The 1,621-nt window shown below is 69.8% G+C and carries 2 protein-coding genes; both read right to left on the bottom strand.

Annotated elements, in window-relative coordinates:
- Positions 1–471: Dyp-type peroxidase domain-containing protein (locus ACFVVX_RS37965; RefSeq protein WP_387952736.1), on the bottom strand; the 471-nt coding region annotated here is incomplete at its 3' end.
- A gap of 99 nt (positions 472–570) precedes the next feature.
- A partial coding sequence (efeO, locus tag ACFVVX_RS37960; protein WP_387952734.1) for an iron uptake system protein EfeO occupies positions 571–1,621 on the bottom strand: 1,051 nt, incomplete at its 5' end.

Raw genomic sequence — 1,621 nt, 5'->3', positions numbered from 1 at the left:
CGTCAGCGTCAACCGCGACGCCGGCAGGCCCAACGCCTCACCCGTGTCATCCGGCGGCGCCTCCGGCAGACCACTCGCAGCACCCGAGCCCACCTCCCGCCCGCCCGTCATCGCCGCCGCCGCCCGCGTCCACTCCTTCAGCATCCGCACCAGCGACTCACGCGACGCACCCGCCGCCACATCGAACGCCGCGAAATGCAACCGGTCCTGCACCGGCGTCGCGATACCCGCCTGGTGCTCACCGTAGAAGGGAACCTCCGACGACACCCCGCCACCCGCCACCGGCACCGGATCGTCCTGCCGCACCGCCGCGGCCACCGAACCCACCGCCGCCGCCCCCAGCGCCACCCCCGCACCCGCCCAACCGATCACCGCACGACGACTGACCGGACCACCACCGGAAGCACCGGTACCGGCCGTACCGGCAACCGCCGGCGTCCCCTGCTGCTGCTGCTCGTTCTCGGCGTCCATCGCTGGCGGGCCCTTCTCTTCTCTGTGCTGACTCACGGATGCCGTGGCGGCCACCAGGGCCGCCACGGCGGAAAACCGACAGGCGCTACCGCACCCCTACTACTTGACGACCACCGCGGCCGCCAGCTTCGACAGCGGCTCAGCCAGCGCGTTCACCGCGTCCGAGAACGCCTTGCGCTCCGCCTCGCCCACCTTGTCGTACGACGTGTAGGAACCGTCCGCCAGCTTGTACTTCGCCAGCAGCACCCCGATCGCCGCGAACTCCCCGTCCAGCGTCTTCGCCAGCTGCGCGTCCTTCTCCGACGCCACCGGCCTCAACAGCTCGTACGCCTTCTGCGCACCCTCGACATTCGCCGCGAAGTCCGCCAGGTCCGTGTGGCTGTAACGGTCCTCCTCACCGGTGATCTTCCCCGTCGCCACCTCGTCCAACAGCTCCTTCGCACCGTTGGCCATGCTCGTCGCCGTGATCTCCGCCTCGGGGACCTTCTTCTGCCAGTCCTTCAGATCCGCCACCAGCCGGTCCGCCAGCTTCTTCTCCTCGTCACCGATCCGCGCGTCCGCGAACAGCGACTTCTCCAGCCGGTGCCAGCCCGTCCAGTCCTGACCCGGCTCCAGACCGTCCTCACGCGTGTCCGTCTTCGGGTCCACATCACCGAAGCTCTCCGCCACCGGCTCCGTCCGCTCCCACCCGGTGCGCGACGGCGCGAACAACGACTTCGCCCTCTCCAGCTCACCGGCCCTGATCGCAGCGGCGAACGCCTCCACCGCCGGGATCGTCGCGTCCGCCTGCTCCTGCGCATACCTCCGGTACGCGTCCACCGCCCCCGCCAGCCGCGGATCACCCGGCGCCGCGGACGCCGACGCGTCACCCGTCACCGTGACCTTCTGGCGGATACCGTCACCCACCATCCCCGGCTTGCACGCCACCTCGTACGACCCCGCCCTGATCTCCGCGTTGATCGTCGCCTTCGTCCCCGGACCGATGTTCTCCCGCTCCGTGACGATCTTGTCACCGGCCGCGTAGACATACACCTCGGTCGTCTTCGACCCCTTGTTCGCGATCTCGATCGCCACATGCCCCGCCGGGAACGACGTCCTCGACACCTCACACGCCGTGTCCGACGCAGTCACCTTCACCGCGTCCGACGAC

Origin of the sequence: Kitasatospora sp. NPDC058170, from assembly GCF_042883905.1 — a bacterium.
GTDB lineage: Bacteria > Actinomycetota > Actinomycetes > Streptomycetales > Streptomycetaceae > Kitasatospora.
This window is presented reverse-complemented; position numbering and strand designations above follow the sequence as displayed.